At 68.0% G+C, this 26,986-nt stretch carries 25 protein-coding genes; 19 read left to right on the top strand and 6 right to left on the bottom strand.

The window, feature by feature from the left end; genetic code table 11:
- Positions 1-29 precede the first annotated feature (29 nt).
- The 7 genes from lysS to ACW9UL_RS17250 all read left to right on the top strand — a co-directional run bounded on the left by lysS (position 30) and on the right by ACW9UL_RS17250 (position 6,389).
- Positions 30-1,547, top strand: coding sequence for a lysine--tRNA ligase (lysS, locus tag ACW9UL_RS17280; protein ID WP_457787769.1), 1,518 nt, complete (start codon positions 30-32; stop codon positions 1,545-1,547).
- Between the two features lie 144 nt (positions 1,548-1,691).
- A complete protein-coding gene (locus ACW9UL_RS17275) occupies positions 1,692-2,405 on the top strand; it encodes a TetR/AcrR family transcriptional regulator (RefSeq protein WP_457787768.1) in 714 nt (237 codons plus the stop codon).
- A 43-nt stretch (positions 2,406-2,448) separates the two neighbouring features.
- Positions 2,449-3,000, top strand: coding sequence for a hypothetical protein (locus ACW9UL_RS17270; protein ID WP_021446415.1), 552 nt, complete (start codon positions 2,449-2,451; stop codon positions 2,998-3,000).
- Between the two features lie 8 nt (positions 3,001-3,008).
- Positions 3,009-4,298, top strand: coding sequence for a flavohemoglobin expression-modulating QEGLA motif protein (locus ACW9UL_RS17265; RefSeq protein ID WP_021446416.1), 1,290 nt, complete (start codon positions 3,009-3,011; stop codon positions 4,296-4,298).
- A 144-nt stretch (positions 4,299-4,442) separates the two neighbouring features.
- Positions 4,443-5,189 carry a TIGR00266 family protein gene (locus ACW9UL_RS17260; protein WP_021446417.1) on the top strand — a complete coding sequence of 249 codons (747 nt, stop codon included), beginning with the start codon at positions 4,443-4,445 and terminating at the stop codon, positions 5,187-5,189.
- Positions 5,179-6,072, top strand: a complete 894-nt coding sequence (locus tag ACW9UL_RS17255) for an alpha/beta hydrolase (RefSeq protein ID WP_457787767.1) — start codon at positions 5,179-5,181, stop codon at positions 6,070-6,072. The genes ACW9UL_RS17260 and ACW9UL_RS17255 overlap by 11 nt, the downstream gene beginning before the upstream one ends.
- Positions 6,069-6,389, top strand: coding sequence for a PA3694 family proteiin (locus ACW9UL_RS17250; protein WP_021446419.1), 321 nt, complete (start codon positions 6,069-6,071; stop codon positions 6,387-6,389). The genes ACW9UL_RS17255 and ACW9UL_RS17250 overlap by 4 nt, the downstream gene beginning before the upstream one ends.
- 58 nt (positions 6,390-6,447) lie before the next feature.
- On the opposite strand, the gene ACW9UL_RS17245 is transcribed toward ACW9UL_RS17250, so the two are convergent.
- Positions 6,448-6,792 carry a hypothetical protein gene (locus ACW9UL_RS17245; RefSeq protein WP_021446420.1) on the bottom strand — a complete coding sequence of 115 codons (345 nt, stop codon included), beginning with the start codon at positions 6,790-6,792 and terminating at the stop codon, positions 6,448-6,450.
- A gap of 184 nt (positions 6,793-6,976) precedes the next feature.
- Here ACW9UL_RS17245 and ppc point away from each other — a divergent pair, with 184 nt between their 5' ends.
- From ppc to ACW9UL_RS17215, 6 genes are all read left to right on the top strand, one after another.
- Positions 6,977-9,613, top strand: a complete 2,637-nt coding sequence (ppc, locus tag ACW9UL_RS17240) for a phosphoenolpyruvate carboxylase (protein WP_457787766.1) — start codon at positions 6,977-6,979, stop codon at positions 9,611-9,613.
- A 222-nt stretch (positions 9,614-9,835) separates the two neighbouring features.
- Entirely contained in the window at positions 9,836-10,483 is a 648-nt protein-coding gene (gene adk / locus ACW9UL_RS17235; protein ID WP_021444676.1) for an adenylate kinase, read from the top strand.
- 197 nt (positions 10,484-10,680) lie between these two features.
- On the top strand, positions 10,681-11,466 hold the full coding sequence (locus ACW9UL_RS17230) for a 5'-nucleotidase, lipoprotein e(P4) family (RefSeq protein ID WP_457787765.1): 786 nt from the start codon (positions 10,681-10,683) through the stop codon (positions 11,464-11,466).
- Between the two features lie 250 nt (positions 11,467-11,716).
- Positions 11,717-12,400, top strand: coding sequence for a tRNA (adenosine(37)-N6)-threonylcarbamoyltransferase complex dimerization subunit type 1 TsaB (tsaB, locus tag ACW9UL_RS17225; protein WP_457787764.1), 684 nt, complete (start codon positions 11,717-11,719; stop codon positions 12,398-12,400).
- 113 nt (positions 12,401-12,513) lie between these two features.
- Positions 12,514-12,858, top strand: coding sequence for a hypothetical protein (locus ACW9UL_RS17220; protein WP_021445036.1), 345 nt, complete (start codon positions 12,514-12,516; stop codon positions 12,856-12,858).
- A 138-nt stretch (positions 12,859-12,996) separates the two neighbouring features.
- Positions 12,997-13,860 carry a DUF72 domain-containing protein gene (locus tag ACW9UL_RS17215; RefSeq protein WP_457790985.1) on the top strand — a complete coding sequence of 288 codons (864 nt, stop codon included), beginning with the start codon at positions 12,997-12,999 and terminating at the stop codon, positions 13,858-13,860.
- Between the two features lie 14 nt (positions 13,861-13,874).
- Here ACW9UL_RS17215 and ACW9UL_RS17210 read toward each other — a convergent pair whose 3' ends face one another.
- Positions 13,875-14,642: an SPM autocatalytic domain-containing protein gene (locus ACW9UL_RS17210; protein ID WP_457787763.1), complete on the bottom strand. Its 768-nt coding sequence runs from the start codon at positions 14,640-14,642 to the stop codon at positions 13,875-13,877.
- Positions 14,643-14,781: 139 nt separating this feature from the next.
- Here ACW9UL_RS17210 and ACW9UL_RS17205 point away from each other — a divergent pair, with 139 nt between their 5' ends.
- Positions 14,782-15,531 (top strand): class I SAM-dependent methyltransferase, encoded by a 750-nt coding sequence (locus ACW9UL_RS17205; RefSeq protein WP_457790983.1) that lies wholly within the window; start codon positions 14,782-14,784, stop codon positions 15,529-15,531.
- Between the two features lie 42 nt (positions 15,532-15,573).
- Here the strand turns inward: ACW9UL_RS17205 and ACW9UL_RS17200 are convergent, their stop codons facing one another.
- Positions 15,574-16,209 carry a TetR/AcrR family transcriptional regulator gene (locus ACW9UL_RS17200; protein WP_457787762.1) on the bottom strand — a complete coding sequence of 212 codons (636 nt, stop codon included), beginning with the start codon at positions 16,207-16,209 and terminating at the stop codon, positions 15,574-15,576.
- A 94-nt stretch (positions 16,210-16,303) separates the two neighbouring features.
- On the opposite strand from ACW9UL_RS17200, the gene ACW9UL_RS17195 reads away from it, so the two are divergent.
- Together ACW9UL_RS17195 and ACW9UL_RS17190 are read left to right on the top strand one after the other, a co-directional pair.
- Complete coding sequence (locus ACW9UL_RS17195; RefSeq protein ID WP_457787761.1) at positions 16,304-17,407, top strand: efflux RND transporter periplasmic adaptor subunit; 1,104 nt, start codon at positions 16,304-16,306, stop codon at positions 17,405-17,407.
- Between the two features lie 6 nt (positions 17,408-17,413).
- On the top strand, positions 17,414-20,488 hold the full coding sequence (locus ACW9UL_RS17190; RefSeq protein WP_457787760.1) for an efflux RND transporter permease subunit: 3,075 nt from the start codon (positions 17,414-17,416) through the stop codon (positions 20,486-20,488).
- A 267-nt stretch (positions 20,489-20,755) separates the two neighbouring features.
- Here the strand turns inward: ACW9UL_RS17190 and bfr are convergent, their stop codons facing one another.
- From bfr to ACW9UL_RS17175, 3 genes are all read right to left on the bottom strand, one after another.
- Complete coding sequence (gene bfr / locus ACW9UL_RS17185) at positions 20,756-21,226, bottom strand: bacterioferritin (protein ID WP_021445200.1); 471 nt, start codon at positions 21,224-21,226, stop codon at positions 20,756-20,758.
- A 253-nt stretch (positions 21,227-21,479) separates the two neighbouring features.
- Positions 21,480-23,000, bottom strand: a complete 1,521-nt coding sequence (gene glpD, locus ACW9UL_RS17180) for a glycerol-3-phosphate dehydrogenase (protein ID WP_457787759.1) — start codon at positions 22,998-23,000, stop codon at positions 21,480-21,482.
- 122 nt (positions 23,001-23,122) lie between these two features.
- Positions 23,123-23,881: a DeoR/GlpR family DNA-binding transcription regulator gene (locus ACW9UL_RS17175; RefSeq protein ID WP_021445198.1), complete on the bottom strand. Its 759-nt coding sequence runs from the start codon at positions 23,879-23,881 to the stop codon at positions 23,123-23,125.
- A gap of 97 nt (positions 23,882-23,978) precedes the next feature.
- Between ACW9UL_RS17175 and ybaK the strand changes: the two genes are divergently transcribed.
- The 3 genes from ybaK (at position 23,979) to ACW9UL_RS17160 (ending at position 26,924) form a co-directional block, all read left to right on the top strand.
- Positions 23,979-24,449, top strand: a complete 471-nt coding sequence (ybaK, locus tag ACW9UL_RS17170) for a Cys-tRNA(Pro) deacylase (protein ID WP_031303518.1) — start codon at positions 23,979-23,981, stop codon at positions 24,447-24,449.
- Positions 24,450-24,500: 51 nt separating this feature from the next.
- Entirely contained in the window at positions 24,501-25,988 is a 1,488-nt protein-coding gene (gene glpK, locus ACW9UL_RS17165; RefSeq protein ID WP_457787758.1) for a glycerol kinase GlpK, read from the top strand.
- A 129-nt stretch (positions 25,989-26,117) separates the two neighbouring features.
- Positions 26,118-26,924, top strand: coding sequence for a PhzF family protein (locus ACW9UL_RS17160; RefSeq protein ID WP_457787757.1), 807 nt, complete (start codon positions 26,118-26,120; stop codon positions 26,922-26,924).
- Positions 26,925-26,986: the final 62 nt, after the last annotated feature.

Raw genomic sequence — 26,986 nt, 5'->3', positions numbered from 1 at the left:
TGCATTTACGCGTCAGGCAGATAACGACCATGAGCGACCAACAACTCGACCCGCAAAGCCTCTCCCACGAAGAACGGCAGCACGAAGAAAACAAGCTGATTGCCCAGCGCAAGGAAAAGCTGGCTGCCGTCCGTGAGCAGGGCAATGCCTTCCCCAACGATTTCCGCCGCGACAGCCTGTGCGCCGAGCTGCAGAAAGAGTACGCGGAGAAGACCAAGGAAGAGCTGGAAGCGGCCGCCATTCCGGTCAAGGTCGCCGGGCGCATCATGCTCAACCGCGGCGCCTTCATGGTCATCCAGGACACCTCCGGGCGCCTGCAGGTCTACGTCAACCGCAAGACCCTGCCGGCCGAGCAGCTGGACGCGGTCAAGCACTTCGACCTGGGCGACATCATCGCCGCCGAGGGCACCCTGGCCCGTTCCGGCAAGGGCGACCTGTACGTCGACATGCAGAACGTGCGCCTGCTGACCAAGTCGCTGCGCCCGCTGCCGGACAAGCACCACGGCCTGACCGACACCGAGCAGCGCTACCGCCAGCGCTACGTCGACCTGATCGTCAACGAGGAGGTGCGCGACACCTTCCGCGTGCGCTCGCAGGTGATCGGCCATATCCGCCGCTTCCTCAGCGAGCGCGGTTTCCTTGAAGTGGAAACCCCGATGCTGCAGACCATCCCCGGCGGCGCCGCGGCCAAGCCCTTCGAGACCCACCACAATGCCCTGGACATGCAGATGTTCCTGCGCATCGCCCCGGAGCTGTACCTCAAGCGGCTGGTGGTCGGCGGCTTTGAGAAAGTCTTCGAGATCAACCGCAACTTCCGTAACGAAGGCGTCTCCACCCGGCACAACCCCGAGTTCACCATGCTCGAGTTCTACCAGGCCTACGCCGACTACGAAGACAACATGGACCTGACCGAGGAGCTGTTCCGCGAGCTGGCCCTGGCCGTGCTCGGCAGCACCGACGTGCCCTACGGCGACAAGGTGTTCCACTTCGGCGAGCCCTTCGTGCGCCTGTCGGTGTTCGACTCGATCCTCAAGTACAACCCGGACATCACCGCCGCCGACCTCAATGACATCGACAAGGCTCGCGCCATCGCCAAGCAGGCCGGCGCCAAGGTGCTCGGCTTCGAAGGCCTGGGCAAGCTGCAGGTGATGATTTTCGAGGAGCTGGTCGAGCACAAGCTGGAGCAGCCGCATTTCATCACCCGCTATCCGTTCGAGGTTTCGCCGCTGGCCCGTCGCAGCGACGACGATCCGAGCGTCACCGACCGCTTCGAGCTGTTCATCGGTGGCCGCGAGATCGCCAACGCCTACTCCGAGCTCAACGACGCCGAAGACCAGGCCGCGCGCTTTATGCAGCAGGTGGCCGACAAGGACGCCGGTGACGACGAGGCCATGCACTACGATGCCGACTTCGTCCGCGCCCTGGAGTACGGCATGCCGCCGACCGCCGGCGAAGGCATCGGCATCGACCGCCTGGTGATGCTGCTGACCAACTCGCCGTCGATCCGCGACGTGATCCTCTTCCCGCACATGCGCCCGCAGGCCTGAGGTTCTCGCCACAAGCCGCCTTCGGGCGGCTTTTTGTTGCGCCCGGGCCGCCTGCCTGGCGCCGGCAACTGTGCAATCTTTTGCTTGTCTACCGAACCCATTACTCTGCTATGTCATAACCGGAACGTAGAGGATCGACCTGCCGTGAGCCGTGCGCCTGTCCCACCGAGTGCCACCCAGGCGGCCAATGCCGTCGCCGAAAGCGTCCAGTACCAGGGCCGCAAGGCCAGCCGTCAGGGCAGCGAGCAGCGCCGCCAGGCAATTCTCGACGCCGCCATGCGCATCATCGTGCGCGACGGCGTGCGCGCCGTGCGCCATCGCGCGGTGGCGGCCGAGGCGCAGGTGCCGCTGTCGGCCACCACCTACTACTTCAAGGACATCGACGACCTCATCACCGACACCTTCGCCCAGTTCGTCGAGCGCAGCGCGGCGCAGATGGCGGCCTTCTGGGACAGTACCCAGGGCCTGCTGGCGAATCTGGTCGGGCGCCTGGACGGCAGCGAGGCGGCGCGCCGGCAGCTGGCCGACGAGATCGCCGCGCTGGCGGTGCAGTACGTGCAGCGCCAGCTGCGCGAACGCCGCGACCACCTGATCGCCGAACAGGCGTTCCAGCAGGAGGCGCTGCTCAATCCGCGCCTGCGCGATCTGGTGCGCGCCCACCGGCAGATCCTCCAGCAGGGCGTCACCCACTTCTTCGAGGTGCTCGGTTCGCGCCAGCCGGAGCAGGATGCCGTGCTGTTGACGGCCACCATCGTGCGGATGGAGTATCAGGGCCTGCTGGACGGCGTCGAGCATCTGGACAGCGAGGGAATGCTGGCCATCCTTAAACGCTATATGAACCTGGTTCTGGGGTTGTAAACCGTCGGCCACGGGGTCGAACGGTCTTCACAAGGAGAGCGAAATGAAAGCCTGGCGCGCAGTGGTCGCCTTGTCCTTCCTGCTGTTGACTGGTTGCCTGGTCACCTTCAAGGACCCGATTCCGGCCAACGAGGCGGCGCCCATGCCGCTGCTGGGCGAGTGGACCCGTCAGGACGAGTGGGGCGAGCAGCTCTATCTGGAGGTCAGTCGGGCCGGCTCCAACCTGTACAAGGCCCGCATCTACGAGGGCAGCCCGGACAACCTCGACAGCCTCGAGGAATTCGGTTTCACCGTCGCCCACCACGGCCGCCGCTGGTACCTGTCCGCCGGCTTGCCGAAGAGCCTGGGCGCCAACTTCGCCATCGCCGGTTTCGAGCTGACCCGCAGCAACGAGCTGGTGGTATACAACCTGGATACCGAGCGCATCCTCCAGGACATGAGCAAGGGCCTGCTGGAGGGCGAGACGGTAAGCATGCCCGAAGGCGACGGCGCGCTGATCACCAGCTCGCTGGACCAGGTGTTCGCTTACCTCGACGACCCGGCCAACGCCGATCTGTTCGTCGAGGTGGCGCGCTACCAGCGGGCCGGCGACTAGGAATTGCGATGAACAGCCAGCAGAAACTGGACGACTACCAACTGGGCATCCGTGCCCTGAGCGACCGCATCGTCGAGGCGCAGACGCCGATTCGCGTGCTCGATGCGGTGAAGTGGGACGACGGCGTCCGCGACGCCTTCCTCAAGGCCAAGGGCAAGGCCCTGCCGGCGGTGGATCGCGACTACTACCTGGGCCGCCCGCTGGCCTTCGACGCCGCGGCGAAGAAGCTGGAATTTCAGAACATCGAGCGCGACATCACCCGCCAGCTCGGCCAGTTCAACCCGGTCGGGCAGATCATGCGGCGCATGTGCAAGGAATACCGCATGGTCATCCGCATGCTCGAGGCGCGTGGTACCGAGGACTTCGGCCTGATCAGCCAGGAGCTCTACGGCGCCGCCTCCGATGCCTTCCATGCCGGCGACCCGACCCTGGCCGACCTCGGCCTGATGCTCTCGGACTACCTCAACAACATCGCCGCGCGCGGCGACCTCGAGGACGAGCCCAAGCTGCTCGGCGCCACCGATGCGGTGAGCATCCTGCAGCAGCGCCTGGCCGGGGTGTTCGGCGACGACACCATCCGCGTCTTCGAGTCCGACGGCATCCTCGCCGATGCCGCGGCCGGCGCCGACTACATCAAGATCCGCAGCGACGCGCGCTTCAACGAGCGCGACGTCAAGGCGCTGGAGGTGCACGAAGGCCTGGTGCACGTCGGCACCACGCTCAACGGCCTGGCCCAGCCGATCTGCACCTTCCTGGCCAAGGGCCCGCCCTCGTCGACGGTGACCCAGGAGGGCCTGGCGATCCTGATGGAGGTGATCGCCTTCGCCTCCTACCCCACGCGCCTGCGCAAGCTGACCAACCGCACCCGCGCCATCCACATGGCCGAGGAGGGCGCTGATTTTCTCGAGGTGTTCGAGTTCTTCCGCGAGCAGGGCTACGGCCTGGAAGGCGGCTACAGCAACGCCAGCCGGGTGTTCCGCGGCTCCTTGCCGACCGGCCTGCCGTTCACCAAGGACCTGTCCTACCTCAAGGGTTTCATTCTGATCTACAACTACATCCAGCTGGCGGTGCGCAAGGGCAAGCTGGAGCAGATCCCGCTGCTGTTCTGCGGCAAGACCACCCTGGAAGACATGCGCACCCTGCGCAAACTGGTGGACGAGGGCCTGGTGCGGCCACCCAAGTACCTGCCGCCGCAGTTCCAGGACATGAACGCGCTGTCGGCCTGGATGTGCTTCTCCAACTTCCTCAACCACCTGAGCCTGGATCGCATCGAAGCCGACTACGCGAACATCCTCTGACTTGCGTTGGGTTTCGCTGCGCTCAACCCGACCTGCGGGGCTGTGGCAGGTCGCAGGTTGGGTTGAGGCGCGCAGCGGCGAAGCCCAACCTCGCTCAGCCCGACGCCCGGATTGCCGCCGGGCTTACTTGCAAGGAGCTGCTTGATGCCCAGCCATCAACTCGACTACGAAATCCTCGGCAGCTCGGCGCAGTCGGTGGAGATCGTCCTCGACCCCGGCGAGACGGTGATCGCCGAAGCCGGGGCGATGAACTACATGACCGAGGGCGTGCGCTTCGAGACGCGCATGGGCGACGGCTCGGCCAGCGGCCTGCTGGGCAAGCTGTGGGGCGCCGGCAAGCGCCTGCTCACCGGCGAGTCGCTGTTCATGACCCACTTCAGCAATGCCGGCAAAACCCAGGCACGGGTCGCCTTCGCCGCGCCCTATCCGGGCACCGTGGTGCCGATCGACCTGGCCCAGGTCGGCGGCCGGCTGATCTGCCAGAAGGACGCCTTTCTCTGCGCCGCCCACGGCACGCGCATCGGCATCCGCTTCAACAAGCGCATCGGCGCCGGTTTCTTCGGCGGCGAGGGCTTCATCCTGCAGCAGCTCGAAGGCGACGGCCTGGCCTTCGTGCACGCCGGCGGCACGGTGATCCGCAAGCAGCTGAACGACGAGACCCTGCGCCTGGATACCGGCTGCCTGGTGGCCTTCAGTGACGGCATCGACTACGACATCGCCCTGGCCGGCGGGCTGAAGAGCATGCTGTTCGGCGGCGAGGGCATCCTCCTGGCCACGCTCAAGGGCAGCGGCACGGTGTGGATCCAGAGCCTGCCGTTCTCGCGCCTGGCCGAGCGCGTCTACGCCGCCACCTTCCAGGCCCGCGAAGAGGTGCGTGGCGGTGGCAAGTAAACTGCGCCTGCTGCTGGTCGGGCTGCTCAGCGGCCTGCTGAGCGGCTGCAGCGGCCTGCTGTTCTATCCCGAACCGGGGCTGCCGTTCACCCCCGCGCGGGCCGAGCTGGAGTACCGCGATATCCACCTGAGCGCCGCCGACGGCACGCGCCTGCATGCCTGGTGGTTGCCGGCCAAGCCGGGAGTGGCGGTCAAGGGTACGGTGCTGCACCTGCACGGCAACGGCGGCAACCTGGCCTGGCACCTGGGCGGTGCTTACTGGCTGCCGGCCCAGGGCTACCAGGTTCTGATGCTCGATTACCGCGGTTACGGCCTGTCCGAGGGCAAGCCCAGCCTGCCGGCGGTGTACCAGGACATCGACGCCGCCTTCGCCTGGCTGGAGCAGGCGCCCGAGGTGCAGGGCAAGCCGCTGATCCTGCTCGGCCAGAGCCTGGGCGGCGCGCTGGCCGTGCACTACCTGAGCGAACGCCCGCAGCGCCGCGCGGCGCTGCACGCCCTGGCGCTCGACGGGGTGCCGGCCAGCTACCGCGGCGTCGCCCGCCATGCGCTGAGTCGCTCCTGGCTGACCTGGCCGCTGCAGGTGCCGCTGTCCTGGCTGATCCCCGACGGCGACAGCGCCATCCACGGCATCGCCGCCCTCGAAGGCCTGCCGCTGCTGATCCTGCACAGCGCTGACGACGAGGTGGTGCCATTTGCCAATGGTCGCCTGTTGTATCAAGCTGCGCGCCCGCCGCGCGCCTTCCAGGCGACCCGCGGGCAACACGTGCAAACCTTCGCCGAGCCGGTCTGGCGCCAGCTGCTGCTGGAGTTCGTCAGCGCCCCGCAGGCCTTCGCCGAACGCCGGCCGCCGGCCACCGAATCCGCAATCGAGAGTCCGCAATGACCGAACGTGACCCCATTCCCCTGATCCTTACCGGCATCGCCAGCATAGTCGGTACCATCGGCGTGCTCTGGTACTACGGCTACCTGCACATGGCCAAGCCCGAGGACGCCCTGCTGCTGTCGGATTTCACCATGCTCAAGACCGTGCCCGGCGAGGACTACAAGGTCTCGCTGAAGCCGGCCAGCCAGGTGGCGCAGTGCATCGACGGCGTGCTGGTGCTGTTCGACACCCAGCAGAAGGGCCTCACCGGCGTGCTGGTGGACAACAAGAAGCAGGCCGTGCGCTGCATGGGCCAGGACACCCCGGCGCTGCAGTAAGGCGCGTCGCCGGCGGCGCACCGCCGCTGCCGCGGCACGCCGGCGGACTAGCGGACGTTCAGTGCGCCGCGCCCTTGGCCTGGGCGCTCAGCTCGCGCAGGTACTTGCGCGACAGGGCGAGAAAGCGCGGGGTGGGGCCGATGTCCTCGTACAACGGGTCGCCCTGTTCGTCCTGCGCCACCACCTGACTGCCCTGCACGTAGGGCAGGCTGGCCTCCAGCTCTTCCAGCGCCGCGCCGATCAGCTCGCCGAGCAGTTCCTCGGCGTGATGCTTGGGATACATCTCGGTCAGGGCCGCCAGGCGCGCGGCGGCTTCGATATCCAGGTGGATGTGGTATTGACTCGGGGTCAGGCGGCCCCGGGCGTTCTGTTCCCAATGGTTGACCAGCTCTCGAATTTTCATGATAGGGCTCCTGATGGACGGCGCCGGCGGTGACCGGCTGGCGGACGCCGCAAGCGCCTATCTCAAGCCTAGACCCACTACGCGCGGCCGCCGCGCCGTGCGTCGCGCCCTTGTAAGAAGTTGGCGCGCTGGGCACTCTTGAGGCCTGTGTGGCGCAAGCCGCGGCTTGGAACGAGAGGGCGATATGGCGGAAATCGATGCGCGCCTGCGTGAAGAGGTGCACCTGCTCGGCGAACTGCTCGGACAAACCATCAGCACCCAGCTGGGCGCCGAGTTTCTCGACAAGATCGAGCGCATCCGCAAGGGCGCCAAGGCCGGCCGGCGCGGCTCGGCGGCCGGCGCCGAGCAGTTGGCCAGCACCCTCGGCGACCTCGCCGACGACGAACTGCTGCCGGTGGCGCGGGCCTTCAACCAGTTCCTCAACCTGGCCAATATCGCCGAGCAGCAGCACCGCGTGCGCCGGCGCCGCGGCGACGAGCCCGAGCCGTTCGAGCTGCGCGTGCTCGACGAGCTGCTGGCGCGCCTGCTCGCCGCCGGGCAGAAGCCCGACGAGCTGGCCCGTCAGCTCGGCCGCCTGGATATCGAGCTGGTGCTCACCGCCCACCCCACCGAGGTGGCGCGGCGCACCCTGATCCAGAAGTACGACGCCATCGCCGCACAGCTGGCGGCGCTGGATCACAGCGACCTGCTGGCGGACGAGCGCGAGCGCAGCGTCCAGCGCCTGCAGCGGCTGATCGCCGAGGCCTGGCATACCGAGGAGATCCGCCGCAGCCGGCCGACCCCGGTGGACGAGGCCAAGTGGGGCTTCGCGGTGATTGAGCACTCGCTGTGGCAGGCCGTGCCGCAATTTTTGCGCCGCGCCGACCGCAGCCTGCAGGCCGCCACCGGCCTGCGCCTGCCGCTGGAGGCGGCGCCGATCCGCTTCGCCTCCTGGATGGGCGGCGACCGCGACGGCAACCCCAACGTCACCGCCCGGGTCACCCGCGAGGTGCTGTTGCTGGCGCGCTGGATGGCTGCCGACCTGTACCTGCGCGACGTCGACCAGCTGGCCGCCGAGCTGTCCATGCAGCAGGCCAGCGCCGAGCTGCGTGCCCAGGTCGGCGACAGTGCCGAGCCCTACCGGGCGCTGCTCAAGCAACTGCGCGAACGCCTGCGCGAGACTCGCAGCTGGGCGCAGCAGGCGCTCGCCGCGCAAGTGGCGCCGAGCGCCGCGGTGCTGCAGGACAACCACGACCTGCTGGCGCCGCTGCAGCTCTGCTACCAGTCGCTGCACGCCTGCGGCATGGGCGTGATCGCCGACGGCCCGCTGCTCGACTGCCTGCGCCGTGCGGCCACCTTCGGCCTGTTCCTGGTGCGCCTGGACGTGCGCCAGGACTCCAGTCGGCATGCCGCGGCGCTCACGGAAATCACCGACTACCTGGGCCTGGGCCGCTACGCCGAGTGGGACGAGGCGGCGCGGCTGAGCTTTTTGCAGCGCGAGCTGGACAACCGTCGGCCGCTGCTGCCGAGCGACTACCGGCCCTCGGCCGACACCGCCGAGGTGCTCGCCACCTGCCGCGAAGTGGCCGCCGCGCCGGCCGCCTCGCTGGGCTCCTACGTGATCTCGATGGCCGGCGCCGCCTCCGACGTGCTGGCGGTGCAACTGCTGCTCAAGGAGGCCGGGTTGCGCCGGCCGATACGCGTGGTGCCACTGTTCGAAACCCTGGCCGACCTGGATAACGCCGGCCCGGTGATCGACCGCCTGCTCGGCCTGCCGGGCTACCGCGCGCGTCTGCACGGGCCGCAGGAGGTGATGATCGGCTACTCCGACTCGGCCAAGGACGCCGGCACCACCGCCGCCGCCTGGGCCCAGTACCGCGCCCAGGAAGCGCTGGTGCGCCTGTGCCGCGAGCACCAGGTCGAGTTGCTGCTGTTCCACGGCCGCGGCGGCACCGTCGGTCGCGGCGGCGGTCCGGCCCACGCGGCGATCCTGTCGCAGCCGCCGGGCTCGGTGGCCGGACGCTTCCGCACCACCGAGCAGGGCGAAATGATTCGTTTCAAGTTCGGCCTGCCGGATATCGCCGAACAGAACCTCAACCTCTACCTGGCCGCCGTGCTGGAGGCCACCCTGCTGCCGCCGCCGGCCCCCGAGCCGAGCTGGCGGGCGATGATGGATCGCCTGGCCGCCGCCGGCGTGAGTGCCTACCGCGGCGTGGTGCGCGAGCACCCGCAGTTCGTCGAGTATTTCCGCCAGGCCACCCCGGAGCAGGAGCTGGGGCGCCTGCCGCTGGGCAGCCGTCCGGCCAAGCGCCGCGAGGGCGGGGTGGAGAGCCTGCGGGCGATTCCGTGGATCTTCGCCTGGACCCAGACGCGGCTGATGCTGCCGGCCTGGCTCGGCTGGGAGCAGGCCTTGGGTCAGGCCCTGGCCGGCGGCGACGGCGAGCTGCTGAAAGGCATGCGCGAGCACTGGCCGTTCTTCCGCACCCGCATCGACATGCTCGAGATGGTGCTGGCCAAGGCCGACGCCAGCATCGCCGCGCTGTACGACGAGCGTCTGGTCGAGCCGGCGCTGCGTCCGCTGGGGGCGCAGTTGCGCGACCTATTGTCGCAGGCCTGCGCCGCAGTGCTGGAGCTGACCGGGCAGTCGCGGCTGCTCGCGCACAGCGCCGAGACCCTGGAATCGATCAGCGTGCGCAACACCTACCTCGATCCCCTGCACCTGTTGCAGGCCGAGCTGCTGGCGCGCTGCCGGCTGCGTGAACAGGCGCCGGAGAGCCCTCTGGAGCAGGCGCTGCTGGTCAGCGTGGCGGGTATCGCCGCCGGTTTGCGCAATACCGGTTGAGCCGCCGCACGGCTGCGCGGACACCCGGGCAAGGCGCGTCCGCAGCGGCGTCCGAGCCGTCGGCAGGAGGGTTTTTATCCGACTTTCGGCGGCTTGTGTGCCTGGGGGGCGCTGTGTATCTTGATCAACCTTTTGGCCGCCACAGCTGCCGCACAACATCCAAGAGACTGGCCCTTTGAGGCGGTCCGACCGATTTCTACATAAATCTTGAGGAGCACATCGATGCGCGTGATTCTGCTGGGGGCGCCCGGTGCCGGCAAAGGTACCCAGGCTCGCTACATCACCGAGAAATTCGGTATTCCGCAAATCTCCACCGGCGACATGCTGCGCGCGGCGGTCAAGGCGGGCACCGAGCTCGGCCTGAAGGCCAAGAGCGTGATGGACGCGGGCGGCCTGGTCTCCGACGACCTGATCATCAACCTGGTCAAGGAGCGCATCGCCCAGCCCGATTGTGCCAAGGGCTTCCTGTTCGACGGCTTCCCGCGCACCATCCCGCAGGCCGAGGCCATGAAGGAAGCCGGTGTGACCATCGACAACGTGGTCGAGATCGCCGTCGACGACGAGGAAATCGTCAAGCGTCTGTCCGGTCGCCGCGTGCACCCGGCCTCGGGCCGCGTCTACCACACCGAATACAACCCGCCGAAGGTTGCCGGCAAGGACGACGTCAGCGGCGAAGACCTGGTGCAGCGCGAAGACGACAAGGAAGAGACCGTGCGTCATCGCCTGTCCGTGTACCACTCGCAGACCAAGCCGCTGGTGGACTTCTACCAGCAGCTGTCCGCCGCCACCGGTACGCCGAAGTACAGCCACATCCCGGGCGTCGGCAGCGTCGAGGAAATCACCGCCAAGACCCTGGCCGCGCTGGCCTGATTTTTCCCGCCAGTTGCCCATGGACAAAGGCCCCGCAAGGGGCCTTTGTCGTTTGTGGTGCATGGATAAGTCCGGGTCGCTCTCGGGCATGGCTGCGCTCGTCAGCCTTTCTACCATCGGCGACGCTAGTCTCCGGCTGCCCGGCGCTTGCCATGGGCATGTCGATCCGTGAACCACTAAGGAAGAGAGGGCGTGCAATGACCGAGAAAACAGGAAAGGGTGTCATCTGGCTGGGCCTGGCCATAACGCTGCTGGGCAGTTGCGTGGCGTTCGCCGACAGCAAGGCACAAGCCAAGCAGGAGTGCGCGGTTGCCGAGTTCGCCATGGGCCTGCGTTTCCAGCAGCAGTCGGCGGAAATCCAGGCGCTGCAGCTGCAGGCCTACAATATCGCCACGCAGAAGCTGGATGCGGCCGTGGCGGCGGCGAAAGACCCGTCCAAGCTGGCCATCGTCACCGACCTGGACGAAACCGTGATCGACAACAGCGCGCTGCTGGCGCGCGACCTGGCCAATTGTCACCAATACGACGCCTGGGACACCTGGCTGCCCTGGGAGCGCGACGGCACGCCCGCGCTGATCCCCGGTGCCAAGCAGTTCCTGCAGCACGCCGACCAGCTCGGCGTGACCATCCGCTATATCTCCGACCGCGCCGACGAGCAGAAGCAGCACACCCTGGCCACCCTGAGCAAACTCGGCCTGCCCCAGGTCTCGGAAGAAAGCGTGCTGTTGCTCGGCCCGCCCAAGGTCGAGCGGCGCGCCATCGTCAGCGCCGAGCACCAGATCGTGCTGCTGCTCGGCGATACCCTGCACGATTTCGACGCGCGTTTTCGCAAGACGCCGCTGGATCAGCAGCGCACTACCGTGGCCAGCGAGGCGGGCAAATGGGGCAGCGAGTGGATCGTGTTCCCCAACGCAACCTACGGCACCTGGTCCAAGGCGCCGCTGCAGGCCTGGGAGGCCGAGCCGGTGGTCGAACCCTGGTAAGAACCTGTTCAAAGTCTGCTGTGCGTCGGCCCTGCTGCGTTAAAAACAGGCTCGGAATGCTCATTTACACCAGTAAACTCCGCTTCCTCGCCTGTTTTTGCCTTGCATTGCTCTAGCTCGCGAGCCTTTGAACAGGCTCTAAGGGCGTCCTTTGGTCGCACGCTAGCGGCCTGTGACCATCCTGGTGCTGGAAAAAAAAGCCTCGAGCCGGTCTAATGCCGGCTCTTTTTTCTTCAGCCATGCGAACCCGATGACCACGATCCTGGCCCTGGATACCGCCACCGAAGCCTGTTCCGTTGCCCTGCTGCACGATGGCCGCGTGCTCAGCCACTACGAGGTGGCGCCGCGCCTGCACGCCCAGCGCCTGCTGCCGATGATCCAACAGCTGCTGGGCGAGGCCGGCATCGCCGCCGCGCAGCTGGATGCCATCGCCTTCGGCCGCGGCCCGGGCGCCTTCACCGGGGTGCGCATCGCCATCGGCGTGGTCCAGGGCCTGGCCTTCGCCCTGGAGCGTCCGGTGCTGCCGGTGTCGAACCTGGCGGTGCTGGCCCAGCGCGCGCTGCGCGAGCAGGGCGCGCGCCAGGTGGCGGCAGCCATCGATGCGCGCATGGACGAGGTGTACTGGGGCTGCTACCGCGCCGAGGCCGGCGAGATGCGCCTGCTCGGCCAGGAGGCGGTACTGCCGCCGGAGCAGGCCGAGGCGCCGCGCGGCGCCAGCGGCGACTGGTTCGGCGCCGGCACCGGCTGGGGTAGCTATGCCGCGCGCATCGCGCTCAAACCGGCGGCCATGGACGGCAGCCTGCTGCCCCACGCCGAGGATCTGCTGAGTCTGGCGCAATTCGCCTGGGCGCGCGGCGAGGCCGTGGCGGCCGACCAGGCCCAGCCGGTCTACCTGCGCGATCAGGTGGCCACGCCCAAGGCGCCGCCGGCATGACCCCCGGTCGCCCGGCAGGGCCAGACGGCCCTGCGGTATTTGCCAAGCCCGCCGGGCGCCGCTACATTGCCAGCATTGTCTACTTTCCAGCCGAGCCCACCGAGCAGTTGTAGATGCGCATCGACGCCTACCTACCTTCCTATTCGCCGGATCGCGGCCCCCGTTCGGGGACTGCGGTCACGCCCTATCGCGAGGCGCAGCGCGAGGTCGAGGTACAACGCGAGCAGCCGGCCGCCCCGGCCAGCAGCCAGGGCCTGGAACAGACCCCGCAGATCCGCCGGGTGCAGGCCAGCAGCGGCAATGGCGACAGCCTGCCGGCGCGCGCCCAGGATATCGGCTACCCGCAACCCGCGCTGAGCAACCGCGCCGCCCAGGCGCTGGCCAGCTACGGCGCCACCGCCAGCTACGCCAGCGAGGCTGACGCGCAGCAAGTGCTCGGTCTCGACCTCTACGCCTGAGAACGTGTTTAGGATCTCGCGAGCTAGAGCCATGCAAGGCGAAATCAGGCGAGGAAGCGGAGTTTACTGTTGTAAATGAGCATTCCGAGCCTGGTTTCAACGCAGCAGGGCCGACGCGCAGCAGATCGTAAACAGGTTCTGATGTTGCCGTACTACCTCGGCTGCCCCTCCTGGAGCGAGGCGGCCTGGCGGTCCACGCTCTACCCCGGCGACACCCGAGCGGCCGACTTCCTCAGTCGTTATGCCCAGGTATTCAACGCCGTGGAGGGCAATACCACCTTCTACGCCCGCCCCAGCGAGCAGACCGTGGCGCGCTGGGCCGAGCAGATGCCGGCGCACTTTCGTTTCTGCGCCAAGCTGCCGCGCGATATCAGCCACGGCGACGACCTGTGCCAGCAACTGGAGGCGGTCGAGCGTTTTCGTCGGTTGCTGGCGCCGCTCGGCGAACGCGTCGCACCCTACTGGCTGCAGTTGCCGGCCAGCTTCGGTCCGTCACGGCTGGACGAGCTGGCGGCCTTCGTCGAGTGGTGGGGCGCTTGGCCGCTGGCCATCGAGGTGCGTCATGCACAGTTCTTCGCCAAGGGCGAGGCCGAGCGCGCCTTGAATCGCCTGCTGCTGGAGCGCGGCATCGAGCGTATCTGCCTGGACTCGCGCGCCCTGTTCAGCTGCGCGTCGCAGGCGCCCGCGGTGTTGCATGCCCAGGCCAAGAAACCGCGCCTGCCGACCCGCCCCACGGCCTTCAGCCAGAGCCCGCAGCTGCGTTTTATCGGCCATCCCGAGCTGCTCGCCAACGACCCCTTCATGACGCCCTGGCTGGACAAGGTCGCCGCCTGGATCGAGGAGGGGCGACGCCCCCATGTCTTCGTCCACACCGCCGACAATCGCCTGGCGCCGCAGCTGGCACGGCGTTTCCACGAGCAGTTGCGCCTGCGCCTGCCCGGCCTGGCGGAGCTGCCGACCTTGCAGGTCGAGCCGGAGCTGGAGCAGCTGGGGTTGCTCTAGCGCGTAGCCCGGATTCAGCGTTGGGCCAGCAGCAGATCGGCGGCCTGGCCGCTGCGGCCGTCGGCGAATTCGAAGCGGCCGAGCTGGGCGATCTGGTCGTAGGCGCCGAGGGCGATGCTGACGTCGCGCGCCTTCAGCTTGATGGCGCCGACCCCGGCGTCGACCAGGCTCTGGCTGTGCTGGCGGCCGGCGGCGTCGAAGCGCAGCAGGCGCAGGTCGGCGAACACCGCATCGGCGGTGTCGATGCGGTCGTCGCCGTTGTCGTCGAACCTGGCCAGTTCGGCGAAACCGTTGGCGGCGCCGTGCTGGTCGCCGAACAGCTCGCGGCCGTCGTCGATACGGCCGTTGCCATTGCGATCCAGAGCCAGCAGGGCGTCGTCGCCGGTGGGTACGCTGATCCAGTCCTGGCGGCCGTCGCCGTCCAGGTCGAAACGCTGCGGTCGTTGCAGGCCGCTGGTGGCGAACCCGTCGCCGGCCAGATCGAGCACCAGCGGGTCGGTCTGCTGCGCCTGGCCGCCGGCCGTGACGTTCAGCTCCAGGCTGCGTTGCTCGACCAGCGCCTGACTGACCGTGGCCGCCGCCGCGCTGACCGCCGGCGGGGCGGCGGCCGCGCGGATTTCGCGGGCGACCTCGCCCAGTGCGTCCTGTTCGGCGATGCCGAGGGTGCGACGGAGGATCTGGTAGTCGAGCGATTCGCGCATGCCGGCGTCGAGTTCGTCCTCGCGGGCGGGTGTGCGTGTCGGGCTGGCGGCGGGGCGCGGGGCGGAGAGGGCGTCGAACATGGGCAAACTCTTTGCGGCGCAGGGGGCTGGGTCTGGCAGAATGCCGCTGGTTGAGGTTGTCGGCCGCGCGGTCGATCAGTTGAACGTTTTTTGAGCAGTTTTCCCGATGAGCGACGAGCGGCATAGCGCCCGCATCCGCATGGATGCCCTGCAACCTTTCTACGCCGAGGCGGCGGCCCGCTGGGCGGCGCGTCTCGGCCTGGCGCTGGGCGGCGACGCCGAGTTCGCCCTGCAACTGGGCGCGGACGGCCTGCAGCTGGCGGAGCTGGGCGACAAGGCGCCGGGGCCGGTGCGGGTCGACTTCGTCGAGGGCGCCACGGCCCATCGCCGTCAGTTCGGCGGCGGCAGCGGGCAGATGATCGCCAAGGCGGTCGGCGTGCAGCCTGGCATCCGTCCGCGGGTGCTGGACGCCACCGCCGGGCTGGGGCGCGATGCCTTCGTCCTGGCCAGCCTGGGCTGCAGCATGACCCTGATCGAGCGTCAGCCGCTGATCGCCGCCCTGCTCGAGGACGGCCTGGCGCGTGCCGAGTTGAGCCTGGAGGTGGCGCCGATTGCCGCGCGCATGCACCTGCTGACGGGCAATGCCATCGAGCTGATGCGCCAGTGGCAGGGCGAGCCGCCGCAGGTGATCTACCTCGATCCGATGTTTCCCCATCGCGACAAGAGCGCACTGGTGAAGAAGGAAATGCGCCTGTTCCGCCCGCTGGTGGGCGACGACCTGGATGCCCCGGCACTGCTGGAGGCGGCCCTGGCGCTGGCCAGCCACCGGGTGGTGGTCAAGCGCCCGCGCAAGGCGCCGGCCATCGACGGGACGAAGCCCGGCTACGTGCTGGAGGGCAAGTCCAGCCGCTACGACATCTACCCGAAGAAGAAGCTGGAAGGGGCATAGGGCGCATCCGGTTGCTGGCGGCGCCCCCCAGGAGCCCGGGCTTCAGCGCCGATAGGCGCGCAGGAACAGTTCCACCGCCTCGCGCACGTGCCGCTCGGCGGCCTCGCCCTCGAGCGGGGCGCAGCAACCGATCAGCAGGCGAAAATGCGCGCCGCCCTTGACCAGGCTGAAGAACTGGTCGGCCGCGCCCAGCGGGTCGGCGATCTGCAGCAGGCCGTTGGCGTTGGCCCTGCGCAGCAGCGCCGCCATCTCCTGCAGCACGCGCTGCGGCCCGGCCTGGTAGAACATCAGCGCCAACTTGGGATCCTGACTGGCCAGGCTGACCATCATGCGGTGCAGCTCCACCGATTCGCGGCTGCTGACCAGGGCATGGAAGCCGCGGCCGATGCTCAGCAACACCGTCTCGATCGGCACGCCCGCCGGCAGCTCGAACAGCAGCTCGGGCAGCTGCTCCTCGCACTTGGCCTTCACCGCGGCGGAGAACAGCCTCTCCTTGTCGGTGAAATGGCTGTACACCGTGAGCTTGGACACCCCGGCTTCCGCGGCGATGGCGTCCATGCTGCTGCCATCGTAGCCATGGCGCAGGAACAGAGTCTTGGCCGCTTCGAGAATGGCCTGGCGTTTGGCGGGGTCCTTGGGGCGACCGGGACCGGCGGGCGGTAACAACTTGTTAGGCATCGGCGGATTTTAATACTGGACTGGTGAGTTTGCTATTTTTACTATACCCGCCAGTACAAATATTCCAAACCTTCGTCGTCACAGGTCATTCGCCATGTTCCGCCATGCCATGCCTCTTGTAGCGTCCCTCACCCTTGCCCTGCTGCTGTCCGCGTGCGGCAACGGCGAGCAGGTCGAGCAACCCATTCGTCCGGCCATGGTGGTGCAGCCGCAACCGGCCGGCGCCCTGGTCGACAGCTACCCCGGCGAGGTGCGCGCGCGTTTCGAGCCGGACCTGGCGTTTCGCATCGGTGGCAAGGTGGCCAAGCGTCTGGTGGACGTCGGTGCGCGGGTGAAGAAGGACCAGCCGCTGGCCGAGCTCGACCCGCAGGACGTGCGCCTGCAGCTGGAGGCCATCCGCGCCCAGGTGGCCGCCGCCGAGGCCAACCTGCAGACCGTGCGTGCCGAGCGCGATCGCTACAAGACCCTGCTGGCGCGCAACCTGGTCAGCCGCTCGCAGTACGACAACACCGAGAACCTCTACCGCGCCGGCGAAGCGCGCCTCAAGCAGATCAAGGCCGAGTACGACGTGGCCCGCAACCAGGCCGGCTACGCCGTGCTGCGCGCCTCCCAGGACGGGGTGATCGCCCGTCGCGCGGTGGAAGTGGGGCAGGTGGTGGCCGCTGGGCAGACCGTGTTCACCCTGGCCGCCGACGGCGAGCGCGAGGTGCTGATCAGCCTGCCGGAGCAGGGCTTCGAGCGCTTCCGGATCGGCCAGGCGGTCGAGGTGGAGCTGTGGTCGCAGCCGGATCAGCGTTTCCCCGGGCGCATCCGCGAGATGGCGCCGGCCGCCGATCCGCAGTCGCGCACCTTCGCCGCGCGCGTCGCCTTCACCGAGGGCAAGGTGCCGGCCGAACTGGGGCAGAGCGCGCGGGTGTTCATCGCCAGCAACGGCGAGGTGCCGCTGGCGGTGCCGCTGTCGGCGCTCAGCGCCGAGCAGGGTCAGCCCTTCGTCTGGGTGGTCGAGCCCAAGGAACACAAGGTGCAGCGCCGCCTGGTGCGCGTCGGGGCTTATAGCGACGACCGCGTGCCGGTGCTCGAAGGCCTGGCCGCGAGCGACTGGGTGGTGGCCGCCGGCGTGCAGGTGCTGCGCGAGGGCCAGCAGGTGCGCCCGGTCGATCGCGACAACCGCAACGTCGAACTGGCCGCCAAGGAGTAAGCCCGGATGAGCTTCAACCTGTCCGCCTGGGCGCTGCGCCACCGCCAGATCGTCCTCTACATCATGTTGCTGCTGGCCGTGGTCGGCGCGCTGTCCTACACCAAGCTGGGGCAGAGCGAGGACCCGCCCTTCACCTTCAAGGCCATGGTGATCCGCACCAACTGGCCGGGCGCCAGCGCCGAAGAGGTGTCGCGCCAGGTCACCGAGCGCATCGAGAAGAAGCTGATGGAGACCGGCGAGTACGACCGCATCACCAGCTTCTCGCGCCCCGGCGAGTCGCAGGTGACCTTCATGGCGCGCGATTCCATGCGCAGCTCGGAAATCCCCGAGCTGTGGTACCAGGTGCGCAAGAAGGTCGGCGACATCCGCCACACCCTGCCAGCCGGCATCCAGGGGCCGTTCTTCAACGACGAGTTCGGCACCACCTTCGGCAACATCTACGCGCTGACCGGCAACGGCTTCGACTACGCGGTGCTCAAGGACTACGCCGACCGCGTCCAGCTGCAGCTGCAGCGGGTCAAGGACGTCGGCAAGGTGGAGCTGGTCGGCCTGCAGGACGAGAAGATCTGGATCGAGCTGTCCAACACCAAGCTGGCCACCCTCGGCCTGCCGCTGGCCGCGGTGCAGCAGGCGCTGGAGGCGCAGAACGCGGTGGCCGCCGCCGGCTTCTTCGAGACCGTCAGCGACCGCATCCAGCTGCGCGTGACCGGGCGTTTCGAGTCGGTGGAGGAAATCCGCGACTTCCCCATCCGCGTCGGCGACCGCACCTTCCGCATCGGCGACGTGGCCGAGGTCAAGCGCGGCTTCAACGATCCGCCCGCGCCGCGCATGCGCTTCATGGGCGAGGACGCCATCGGCCTGGCGGTATCGATGAAGGCCGGCGGCGACATCCTGGTGCTGGGCAAGGCCTTGGAGGGCGAGTTCGCCCGCCTGCAGCAGACCCTGCCGCTGGGCATGGAGCTGCGCAAGGTGTCGGATCAGCCGGCGGCGGTGAAGACTGGGGTCGGCGAGTTCGTCCGCGTGCTGGTCGAGGCGCTGGTGATCGTGCTGCTGGTCAGCTTCTTCTCCCTCGGCCTGCGCACTGGCTTGGTGGTGGCGCTGGTGATCCCGCTGGTGCTGGCGATGACCTTCGCCAGCATGTACTACCTGGGGATCGGCCTGCACAAGATTTCCCTCGGCGCCCTGGTGCTCGGCCTCGGCCTGCTGGTGGACGACGCGATCATCGCGGTGGAGATGATGGCGATCAAGATGGAGCAGGGCTACGACCGCTTCAAGGCGGCCAGCTACGCCTGGACCAGCACTGCCTTCCCCATGCTCACCGGCACCCTGATCACCGCCGCCGGCTTCCTGCCGATCGCCACCGCGCAGTCCGGCACCGGCGAGTACACCCGCTCGATCTTCCAGGTGGTGGTGATCGCCCTGGTCGCCTCGTGGATCGCCGCGGTGATGTTCGTGCCCTACCTGGGCGACAAGCTGCTGCCCGACCTGGCCAAGCTGCACGCGGCCAAGCACGGCGGCAGCGACGCCGGCCACGATCCCTATGCGACGCCCTTCTACCGGCGCGTGCGGGCCACGGTGGAATGGTGCGTGCGCCGGCGCAGGACGGTGATCCTGCTGACCTTCGGCCTGTTCGTCGCCGCCGTGCTGCTGTTTCGTTTCGTCCCCCAGCAGTTCTTCCCGGCCTCCGGACGCCTGGAGCTGATGGTCGACATCAAGCTGGAGGAGGGCGCCTCGCTCGCCGCCACCGAGGCCCAGGTCAAGCGCCTGGAGGCGCTGCTCAAGACGCAGCCAGGGATCGACAACTACGTGGCCTACGTCGGCACCGGCTCGCCGCGCTTCTACCTGCCGCTGGACCAGCAACTGCCGGCGGCCAGCTTCGCCCAGTTCGTGGTGCTGGCGGGCAGCATCGAGGAGCGCGAGCGCCTGCGCAGCTGGCTGATCCAGACCATGAACGACGAATTCCCCGGCTTGCGCAGCCGCGTCAGTCGCCTGGAAAACGGCCCGCCGGTGGGTTACCCGGTGCAGTTCCGGGTCAGCGGCGAGCATATCGACGAGGTGCGTGCGCTGGCGCGCCAGGTGGCGGCCAAGGTGCGCGAGAACCCCCATGTGGTCAACGTGCACCTGGATTGGGAGGAGCCGAGCAAGGTCATCTACCTCAACGTCGACCAGGAGCGCGCACGCGCCCTGGGGGTCAACACCGCCGAGCTGTCGCGCTTTCTGCAGAGCGCGCTGTCGGGTACCAGCGTCAGCCAGTACCGCGAAGGCAACGAGCTGATCGAGATTCTCCTGCGCGGCACCGTGCAGGAGCGCCAGTCGCTGAGCCTGCTGCCGAGCCTGGCGGTGCCCACCGACAGCGGCCGCAGCGTGGCCCTGTCGCAAGTGGCGACCCTGGAGTACGGCTTCGAGGAAGGCATCATCTGGCACCGCAACCGCCTGCCCAACGTCACCGTGCGCGCCGACGTGTACGGCAAGGAGCAGCCGGCCAGCCTGGTGGCGCAGATCCTACCGACCCTGGAGCCGATCCGCGCCGAGCTGCCGGACGGCTACCTGCTGGACGTGGGCGGCACGGTCGAGGATTCGGCGCGCGGGCAGAAATCTGTGAACGCCGGGGTGCCGCTGTTCATCGTGGTGGTGCTGACCCTGCTGATGCTGCAGCTGAAAAGCTTCTCGCGCTCGGCCATGGTGTTTCTCACCGCGCCGCTGGGGCTGATCGGGGTGACCCTGTTCCTGCTGATCTTCCGCCAGCCGTTCGGCTTCGTCGCCATGCTCGGCACCATCGCCCTGGCCGGCATGATCATGCGCAACTCGGTGATCCTGGTCGACCAGATCGAGCAGGACATCGCCGCCGGCCTGGACCGCTGGCACGCCATCATCGAGGCCACGGTGCGGCGTTTCCGGCCCATAGTGCTGACCGCGCTGGCCTCGGTGCTGGCGATGATCCCGCTGTCGCGCAGCGTGTTCTTCGGGCCGATGGCGGTGGCCATCATGGGCGGCCTGGTGGTGGCCACGGCGCTCACCCTGCTGTTTTTGCCGGCGCTCTACGCCGCCTGGTTCCGGGTCAAGGAGGAGGAGGCGCGCTGAAGTTCCAGGGTGGGCGGCGCTTTCGCGGCGATCCTCGTCGCGGCCACGACTGCATGGATGCAGGGGGTAGCGCCGCGCCCGTTCTCGAAAACGCTCCCGGCGTTTTTCCTACCTCCCCCATCCATGGGGTCGCCTACGGGCTGCGGCATTCATCACAAGGCAGGATGCCCGAGCCGAAAGTCCCTCCCACGACCTTCTTGAGCCAGTGAACAGCGGCAATAAAAAACGGGAGCCACTGGCTCCCGTTCTTCATCTGGCCAATAGGGTTTATTCGTCCATTTGCGACTGCAGGTAGTTCTGCAGGCCGACCGCCTCGATCAGCCCCAGCTGGGTTTCCAGCCAGTCGATATGGTCCTCTTCCGAGCAGAGGATTTCTTCCATCAGTTCGCGGCTGGCGTAGTCGCCGATGCTCTCGCAGTAGGCGATACCGGCCTTGAGGTCGGCGTGGGCCTTGTGCTCGAGCTTGAGGTCGCACTCGAGCATTTCCTTGGTGTTCTCGCCGATCAGCAGCTTGCCCAGGTCCTGCACGTTGGGCAGGCCCTCGAGGAACAGGATGCGCTTGATCAGCTTGTCGGCGTGCTTCATCTCGTCGATCGACTCGTGATACTCGTGCTCGCCGAGCTTCTTCAGCCCCCAGTCCTCGTACATGCGCGCGTGCAGGAAGTACTGGTTGATGGCCACCAGCTCGTTGCCGAGGATCTTGTTCAGGTGTTGGATGACCTTCTTGTCGCCTTTCATGATCGCTCCTGCCGTGTTGCGGTGAGATTGGTAACGTCAAATCTTCTGCCCCAATTCGCCGCCTGTCAAACCTAAGTGCTTGAAACATAAGTAAAAATAAAACTGAATACGAATGTTTTAATTCCGCATCAAAGTGCCAAGTCGTTGAATTGACGCGATAAAAACTTTGGCCCGGGCTCATTGGGCGAATAAGCGGGCGAGTACCCCGGAACATAAAAAAGCCCCGCAGAGCGGGGCATGGGCACGCAGAAGTTCAGGCGGCGTGGGCCGAATGGGGTTGCAGGTACTGCTGCAGGCGGGCCTGCTGCGCCGGGGTCATGAACAGGCCGAGCTTGCTGCGCCGCCAGAGGATATCGGCGCTGCTGCGCGCCCATTCCTCGCGGCGCAGGTAATCCACCTCGCGGGCATAGAGCCCGGCGCCGAGGTGTTCGCCGAGGTCGGTGAGGTTGTGCACGCCGTCGAGCAGGCGCCAGCTGCGGCTGCCGTAGCTGGCCGCCCAGCGTCTGGCCAGACTGGTCGGCAGCCAGCCATGGCGCGTGCAGAGCGCTTCGATCAGGGCGCTCTGGCTGTCCAGCTGCTCGCCGCCGGGCAGTGGCGCGCTGGCGGTCCAGCTCGGGCCCAGCTTGGGGAAGAACGGCGCCAGCTGGTTCATCGCGGCTTCCGCCAGCTTGCGGTAGGTGGTCAGCTTGCCGCCGAACACCGACAGCAGCGGTGCCTCGCCCGGCGCGCCGGCCAGCGCCAGGGTGTAGTCGCGGGTGATGGCCGAGGGCTCGTCCGATTCGTCGTCGCACAGCGGGCGCACACCGGAGAAGCTGTGCAGCACGTCGGCGCGGCTCAGTTGCTGCTTGAAGTGGGCGTTGACCACCGCGAGCAGGTAGTCGGTTTCCTCGGCGCTGATGCTCACCTGCGCCGGGTCGCCCCGGTATTCGCGGTCGGTGGTGCCGATCAGGGTGAAGCGCTCCAGGTAGGGAATGGCGAAGACGATGCGGCGGTCCTCGTTCTGCAGGATGTAGGCCTGCTCGCCGTCGTGCAGACGCGGCACCACGATATGGCTGCCCTGGATCAGGCGGATGCCGTAGGGCGACTGCTGCTTGAGGTCCTCGCCGATGAAGCGTGCGACCCAGGGGCCGGCGGCGTTGACCAGGGCGCGGCTGCGGATGGAGAACAGGCTGCCGTCGGCGCGCTCCAGGTGGATGTGCCACAGGCCCTTGCTGCGCCGCGCGCTGATGCAGCGGGTGCGGGTGTGGATATGCGCGCCGTGCTCGCGCGCCGCCATGGCGTTGAGCACCACCAGGCGGGCGTCGTCGACCCAGCAGTCGGAGTACTCGAAGCCGCGGCCGATCTCGGCCTTGAGCGGGCTGCCGGCGCCGAAGCGCACGCCGCGCGAGCCAGGCAGCCGCTCGCGCTTGCCCAGGTGGTCGTAGAGGAACAGACCGGCGCGGATCATCCAGGCCGGGCGCAGGTGCGGCCGGTGCGGCAGCACGAAGCGCATGGGTTTGACGATGTGCGGTGCCTTGGCCAGCAGCACCTCGCGCTCGGCCAGGGCTTCGCGCACCAGGCGGAATTCGTGGTGCTCCAGGTAGCGCAGGCCGCCGTGGATCAGCTTGCTGCTGGCCGAGGAGGTGTGGCTGGCCAGGTCGTCCTGTTCGCACAGGAACACCGCCAGGCCCCGGCCAGCCGCATCCGCGGCGATGCCCACTCCATTGATGCCGCCGCCGACCACGGCGAGGTCATAGACTTCGGCGACAGGGCTGGCGAGAGGGTCGTGGGGCATGGCAGGGCACTCGCTATTGAATTCGAATGTGGTTATGTTCACTTTCGAAAATATGCTAGTCGAATGCGCGCAGGTGCGCCAGCCCGGCGCGCGCTTTCGCGCCGAACGGTGCTGGCGGGGATTCAGACCAGGTCGAGGTGGACCTTGTGCTCGTGCAGCAGGCGGGCCACGGCGGCGGGCGGCGCGCAGTCGGTGAACACGCGGTCGACCAGGGCGATCGAGCCCAGGCGCACCACGGCGTTGCGGCCGAACTTGCTCGAATCGGCGGCGAGGAACACCTGGCGGGCGTTGTCGATGATGGCCTGGGACACGCGCACTTCCTGGTAGTCGAAATCGAGCAGGCTACCGTCCTCGTCGATGCCGCTGATGCCGACTATGGCGTAGTCCACCTTGAACTGCTGGATGAAGTCCACCGCCGCCTGGCCGACGATGCCGCCGTCGCTGCGCACCGTGCCGCCGGCCACCAGCACCTCGAAGTCGGCCTTGGCGCTGAGCTGGGCGGCGACGTGCAGGTTGTTGGTGATGATCTTCAGGCCCTGGTGACCGAGCAGCTCGCGGGCGATGGCCTCGGTGGTGGTGCCGATGTTGATGAACAGCGAGGCGTGGTCGGGGATGTGCGCGGCCACGGCCTCGGCGATGCGCTGCTTTTCCTCGCGCATCTGCCCGGCGCGCATGCCGTAGGCGGTGTTGTGGATGCTCGATGCCTCGCAGGCGGCGCCGCCATGGGTGCGCCGCAGCAGGCCGTGTTCGGCCAGCTGGTTGATGTCGCGGCGGATGGTCTGCGGGGTCACGGCGAAGGCCAGGGCCAGTTCGTCGATGCTGACGTAGCCGCGTTCGCGGGCGAGGTTGAGGATGTCGTGTTGGCGAGGGGCCAGGTTCATGGCGGCTTCCTTTGGTGGCTTGCCATTATAGGCTGCCCGCGAAAAGGGATTTCGGCTAAGGTACGGCAATCTTTTCAGATTATTTTCACATTCGAACATGACTCCAGCGATCGATCTGTTGAAGAAGGCCAAGGCCGAACACCGGGTGCACAGCTACGCGCACGACCCCAAGGCACCGTCCTATGGCCTGGAGGCCGCGGAGAAGCTCGATCTGCCACCGGCCCGGGTATTCAAGACACTGCTCGCCGCCAGCGACAAGGGTGAGCTGCTGGTGGCGGTGGTGCCGGTGGCCGGCAGCCTCGACCTCAAGGCGCTGGCCCAGGCCGCCTGCGTGAAGAAGGCCGACATGGCCGACCCGGCCGCGGCCCAGCGCGCGACCGGCTACCTGCTCGGCGGTATCAGCCCGCTGGGGCAGAAGAAGCGCCTGCGTACCTTTATCGACAGTTCGGCGCGCGAGCATGCCAGCATCTTCGTCAGCGCCGGCCGCCGCGGCCTGGAGGTGGAGCTGGCGGCCGAGGTGCTGGCGCAGCACACTCAGGGCAGCTTCGCCGCCATCGGTCGCGAGTGATACCGACAAGGCTCCTACGGCCAACACCCGCATAACAACAAGGAAACGCGCATGTCCCAGTACCTGCTAGCCATCGACCAGGGCACCACCAGTTCCCGCGCCATCATCTTCAGCGCCCAGGGCCTGCCGGTGGCGCGCGCCCAGCAGGAGTTCAAGCAGTATTTCCCGCAGGACGGCTGGGTCGAACACGACGGCCAGGAAATCTGGCTGTCCACCCTCAAGGTCTGCCGCGAGGCCATCGCCAGCAGCGGCCTGCAGCCCGATGCGATTGCCGCCATCGGCATCACCAATCAGCGCGAGACCACCCTGGTGTGGGACGCCGTCAGCGGCACGCCGATCCACCCGGCCATCGTCTGGCAGGACCGTCGCACCGCCGACTACTGCGCCGGGCTCAAGGCCGCCGGCCACGAGGCCATGGTGGCGGCCAAGACCGGCCTGCTGATCGACCCCTATTTCTCCGCCACCAAGCTGCGCTGGGTGCTCGACAACGTGCCCGGCGCGCGGGATCGGGCCGAGCGCGGCGAGCTGCGTTTCGGCACGGTGGACAGCTTCCTGCTGTGGCGCCTGAGCGGCGGCAAGGTGCACCGCACCGACGCCAGCAACGCCTCGCGCACCCTGATGTTCAATATCCACAGCCAGCAGTGGGACGCGGAGCTGCTCGACCTGTTCGACATTCCCGCCAGCCTGTTGCCCGAGGTGCTCGACTGCGCCGCCGAGTTCGGTCACACCGACGCCGAGCTGCTCGGCGCCAGCATCCCGGTGCTGGGCATGGCCGGCGACCAGCAGGCGGCGCTGATCGGCCAGGCCTGCTTCGAACCGGGCATGGTCAAGAGTACTTACGGCACCGGCTGCTTCATGATCCAGAACACCGGCAGCACGCCGGTGGTGTCGAAGAATCGCCTGTTGACCACCGTCGGCTACCGCCTGAACGGCGAGGTCACCTACGCGGTGGAGGGCAGCATCTTCGTCGCCGGCGCGGCGGTGCAGTGGCTGCGCGACGGCATCAAGCTGATCGGCCACGCGCGCGATACCGAGGCCCTGGCCGAGCAGACCGGCGATGCCTGCGGGGTCTACCTGGTGCCGGCCTTCACCGGCCTCGGCGCGCCCTACTGGGACCCCAAGGCGCGTGGCGCGATCTTCGGCCTGACCCGCGACACCGGGATCAAGGAGATCGTCACCGCCGGCCTGCAGTCGGTGTGCTACCAGACCCGCGACCTGCTCGAGGCCATGCGTCAGGACGGCGCCGCGCCTCCCAGCGCGCTGCGCGTGGACGGCGGCATGGTGGAGAACAACTGGGTCATGCAGTTTCTCGCCGACATCCTCGGCGTCGGCGTCGAACGCCCCGAGGTCACCGAGACCACCGCGCTCGGCGTCGCCTACCTGGCCGGCCTGCAGCTGGGGCTGTACGCCGACCTCGAGGCCATCGCCAGCCACTGGCACCGCCAGCAGCGCTTCGAGCCGCGGATGAACGAGGCGCACCGCGAGCGCCTCTACGCCGGCTGGCTGGACGCGGTGAAACGGGTGCGCAGCGAGCCCTGAAGCACCCCAGGAACGTAGGAGCGGCTTCAGCCGCGATGCTCTCAGAGCATCTGGAAAACAGGAACTGTATCTGTTGCGGCTTACCCTGCGCAGGCATGCTGGCGGCTCTCATCTGGCCAGGAATGCAGCATGCCTCTCGAATTCCATCAAGTTGACGCCTTTACCGAACAGCCCTTCGCCGGCAATCCGGCCATGGTCTATCGCCTCGAGGCCTGGCTCGACGAGGTGCTGATGCAGCGTATCGCCGCCGAGCACAACCTGGCCGAGACCGCCTTCGTGGTGCGCGAGGGCGAGCGCTGGCATATCCGCTGGTTCACCCCGACCAGCGAGGTGCCGCTGTGCGGCCATGCCACCCTGGCGGCGGCCTGCGTGTTGTTCGATCTGTATCAGGAGTCGGGCCAGGCGCTGGAGTTCGTCTGCCGCTCCGGGGCGCTGCGCGTCACCCGCCAGGGCCGGCTGCTGGAGCTGGATTTCCCGGTGCGTCGCGCCGTGCCGGTGGAGCAGGCGTTGTGGACGGCGGTGGAGCAGGCTCTGGGGCGTGCGCCGCGGCAGGTGCTGGCGCTGCGCAATGGCGACGGCAGCGTGCAGGAGCTGATGGTGGTGCTGGATTCGGAGGCCGAGGTGCGCGGCTTCGTCCCGAACCTGCCGGTGCTGGCCGAACTGCCGGGCCTCGGCGTGCTGATCAGCGCGCCCGGCGAGCGCCACGACTTCGTCTCGCGCTACTTCGCGCCGAGCATCGGCATCGACGAGGACCCGGTCACCGGCTCCACCCACTGTATCCTGGTGCCTTATTGGGCCGAGCGTCTGGGGCGAGGCGCGCTGAGCGCCTGGCAGTGCTCGGCGCGTGGCGGCGAGCTGCTGTGCAGGCTGGAGGGCGAGCGGGTGAAGATCGCCGGCCATGCCCGGCATATCGCCAGTGGCCGGCTGTTTCTGTAGATGGGCACGTCTGCAGGGCGTTGGGGCGCAGGGCCCAGGCGGCCCCGCGACAGCCTATGGAC

It is taken from the genome of Pseudomonas sp. PL-6 (assembly GCF_054110165.1).
The sequence above is the reverse complement of the archived record's forward strand: the minus strand, read 5'-3'. Positions and strand labels throughout refer to the sequence as shown.